Below are 3,615 nucleotides of genomic sequence, written 5' to 3'. Positions count from 1 at the left end.
GCTGACCCTCGTCGGGGCTCGCGCTCGCGCGCATGCCGCCGTGCTCGCGCGCATGCCGCCGTGCTCGCGCGCATGCCGCCGCGCTCACGCCCGCATGCCGCCGTCCACGGGCAGCACCACGCCCGTGACGTACGACGCGCGGTCGCTCAGCAGCCAGGCCGCGGCCTCCGCGCTCTCCTCCGGTTCGGCGGCGCGACCCAGCGGGGTACGGGCGTTGAGCTGGGCCACGATCCCCGGGCTGCGCTCCTCCCAGGAGGCGAGCATGGCGGTCATATGGGTGCCGGGGGCGATGGCGTTGACCCGGATGCCCTCCGGGCCGTACGTGACGGCGGCGGATTCGGTCAGGCTGTTGACCGCCCGCTTGGCGGCCCCGTACGCGGGCAGCTCCGGGTTGGCCATGAGGCTGCCCACGCTGCTGTTGTTGACGATCGCGCCGCTGCCCGCGGTCGCGCGGATCGCCTTGATCTCGGCCGCCATGGCCAGCCAGGTGCCCTTGAAGTTGACCGTGACGGCCAGGTCGAAGTCGTCCTCCGGAAGGTCGGCCACGGGGGCCACCGTCTGTACCGCTCCCGCGTTGTTGAAGGCGGTGTCCAGGCGGCCGTGCAGCCGTACCGCCGTGTCGACGGCGCCCGCGGATGCTCGCCGGGTCGGCCAGGTCGCACACCACATGGTCGGCGGTGCCGCCCGCCGCCCGGATCTCCTCGGCCACGGCCTTCAGTTCGGATTCGGTGCGTGCGGCGAGGACCACCTTCGCGCCCTCCCGGGCGAAGAGCCGCGCAGCGGCGGCGCCGATGCCGCGCCCGGCGCCGGTGATCAGGGTGACCTTGTCGGTGAGAAGGCCGGTGAGAGGTTTCGTGTCGTTCATACGGCTCAGCCTGCGGCGCCCCGCGCGGTCCAGCCAGGCATCGTCAGTACCTGGCTGCGTCGCGGCCCTCGCGGCGGGTGCTCGCGGGGCTACCGCGCGTTCGTCGCGGAACTGGTCGGCGAGGACTTCGCCCGGGTGTGGGCGTCCCACGAGGCGCCGGTCGCGCGCCATCTGCGCGAGGTGATGCGGCACCCCGTGGTCGGTTCGTGGGCGCTGACGCGCGGTTCAGCGGGCGGCGGTCCAGGAGTGGGCGACGTCCACGATCACCTTGCCGTCCGTCTGGAAGACCCGGAACGGCAGCCGGGCCCGCACGCCGAGGCCGACCTGGGTGTCGCCCTCGAAGCTGGCGCCGTAGCGGGTGTCCCGGAAGGTCTGGTAGCCGGAGACGTTCACGCCCGGCAGCTGCTGCCTGGCCTTGCCGGGGTACGTGCTGTGGCCCGACTCGTAGTCGTAGCTGGGCGCGCCCACCCGGATGTCCAGGATCGCCCCGCCGTTCACCGGGATCGGGTCACCGGAGCCGTCCTGGTACAGCGCGTCGACGTAGCGCGCGTCGAAGCGCACCCGGTCGGCTGCGCTGGCGCCCTTCACGTCGAAGACCATGCGGTCGAAGCATTCGTGCTGACCGGTCCTGATGTTCTCCAGCGGCTTGGCGTTGCCCGAGGGCGCCGTCTTCTCGCCGCTGCCCCAGCCGGTGGCGCACGCCGCGGCCGTGCCCGCACCGGTGGCCTGCGCCGCCTCCGCTGTTCCGGCCGTCACCGCAAGTCCGGCGCCTGCCAGCACGATCGCGGCGAGCGAGGTTCCCCACCGTCGCATGTCCTACCCCCAAGTGTCTCGATTGACGGATGATGCATGAGGTTTGACGGGCGGCGGGGTCCGGAGGTTGTCCCCAACCAGGGAAATCGGGGAATCTGTCGCAAAGGGTACGGTCGGGGACCGCCCCTAAGGGTGGGGTTATCCGCAGCGCCCACCGGCCGGGTGACCGGATGGGCACGCACGTCCGGCTCGGACAGGCTCGTCCCCATGCCACTGATGACCGGCAAGACCGCCGCGCTGGCCCTCGCCGTCGCCGCCACCGCCTCCGTCCTGACCACCGTGTCCCCGGCCGGGGCGACCAGCGCACTCAGCTGGGGAGCGTGCGAGGGCACCGGCCACGACGCCCGCCAGGAGTGCGCCACGCTCGACGTGCCCCTGAACTACGGCGACCCGGACGGGAAACGGATCACGCTCGCCGTCTCCCGCATCCGCAGCGAACGGCCGGACGCCCGCCGCGGCACGCTGCTGATGATCCCCGGCGGCCCCGGGGAGCCCGGCCTGAACAGGCCGTCCACCGTCGGTAAGCGGCTTCCGCAGTCGGTGCGGGACGCGTACGACCTCGTCGGCTTCGACCCGCGTGGAATGGGCCGCTCCACGTCCGCGAGCTGCGATCTGGCGGCCGGGGACCGGTCCCTGGTCACCACTCGCCCCTGGCCCGCGGCCGACGGCGCCATCAAGGAGAACGTCGCCACCGCCCGCCGCATCGCCGACACCTGCGCCCGCAACGTCGGCGACCTGCTGCCCACCCTCAGCACCGTCAACGAGGCGCGCGACATCGACAGCATCCGCCGGGCGCTCGGCGAGCGGAAACTGTCGGCCTGGGGCAGGTCGTACGGGACGTACGCGGGATCCGTGTACGCGCAGCTGTACCCGGAGCGCACCGACCGCTGGGTGCTGGACAGCAACGACGACCCGGACCCGACGCGGGTGGGGCGCGGCTGGCTGGCCAACTTCGCGGTCGGCGCCGAGGACACCTTCCCCGCCTTCGCGAAGTGGGCCTCGGACCCCGGCAGTCCGGTCCGCCTCGCCGACTCCCCCGCCGGGGTGCGCCGCCGCGTCCTCGACCTGGCCGCCCGGCTGGACGCCGAGCCCCTGCCGTGGGACGGCGCCAACCCGCCCGTGATGAACGGGAATGTGTTCCGCCAGAGCGTCCTGACCGCCATGTACTCCCAGAGCCAGTTCGAGGGGCTGGCCCGGCTCGTCAAGGACGCGGAGGACGGCAAGGTGCCCGGCGCGGTCCCGCCGGATCTGCCGCAGGACACCGGGGCCGTGTCCTTCGCGACCCTCTGCAACGACGTGGAGTGGCCGACGTCGATCCCCGGTCACGCCCGTGATGTCGCCGCCAGTCGCGCGTCCCACCCGCTCACCGCGGGCATGCCGGTGAACATTACGCCGTGTTCCTTCTGGCCGTACAAGCCCCAGGACAAGCCGGTCCGCATCACCGACCGGGGCCCGTCCAACGTCCTGCTCGTCCAGAACCGCCGCGACCCCGCCACCCCCTACAGCGGGGCGCTCAACTCGCGCCGCGCCTACGGCGACCGGGCGCGGATGGTCACCGTCGACTCCACGGGCCATGGCGCGGCCTATGTCCCGGCCCCGTACGGCAGTCCTTGCGCGGACCGCGCGGTGACGGACTACCTGGTGCGCGGCGAACGGCCGGTGCGCGATATGTCCTGCCCGGCGCCGGAGGTCTCAGAAGAGCGGTGAACAGCCGCGCGCGGCTCGATGAGGCGGTCGTGGACGCCACGGGCGCGGGCGCGGTCGAGCATTTCGGGGGTGAGGTCGACGCCGTCGATCGCGGGCACCCCGTTGCGGCGCAGCCAGGTGGCGGTGCGGCCGGTGCCGCAGCCGAGGTCGGCGGCGCGGCGGACGGAGGTCCAACGGGGGTCGGTGAGTTCGTCGAGGAGGGCGAGGTCCATGACGTCCTCGACGGTCTG

General features: G+C 73.2%; 3 protein-coding genes and 1 pseudogene. 1 reads left to right on the top strand and 3 read right to left on the bottom strand.

The window, feature by feature from the left end; translation table 11 throughout:
* Positions 1-84: 84 nt before the first annotated feature.
* Together SSOG_RS19765 and SSOG_RS19760 are read right to left on the bottom strand one after the other, a co-directional pair.
* Positions 85-865 (bottom strand): annotated as a pseudogene (locus SSOG_RS19765) (SDR family NAD(P)-dependent oxidoreductase).
* Between the two features lie 225 nt (positions 866-1,090).
* Positions 1,091-1,678 (bottom strand): AMIN-like domain-containing (lipo)protein, encoded by a 588-nt coding sequence (locus SSOG_RS19760; protein ID WP_039938122.1) that lies wholly within the window; start codon positions 1,676-1,678, stop codon positions 1,091-1,093.
* A gap of 207 nt (positions 1,679-1,885) precedes the next feature.
* Here SSOG_RS19760 and SSOG_RS19755 point away from each other — a divergent pair, with 207 nt between their 5' ends.
* Positions 1,886-3,385, top strand: a complete 1,500-nt coding sequence (locus SSOG_RS19755; protein WP_009716015.1) for an alpha/beta hydrolase — start codon at positions 1,886-1,888, stop codon at positions 3,383-3,385.
* Here SSOG_RS19755 and SSOG_RS19750 read toward each other — a convergent pair.
* The coding region (locus SSOG_RS19750; protein ID WP_039938121.1) for a methyltransferase domain-containing protein at positions 3,313-3,615 on the bottom strand (303 nt) is incomplete at its 5' end. The two genes, SSOG_RS19755 and SSOG_RS19750, sit on opposite strands and share 73 nt — an antisense overlap.

The sequence above is a fragment of the Streptomyces himastatinicus ATCC 53653 genome, assembly GCF_000158915.1.
Taxonomy (GTDB): Bacteria; Actinomycetota; Actinomycetes; order Streptomycetales; family Streptomycetaceae; genus Streptomyces; species Streptomyces himastatinicus.
This window is presented reverse-complemented; position numbering and strand designations above follow the sequence as displayed.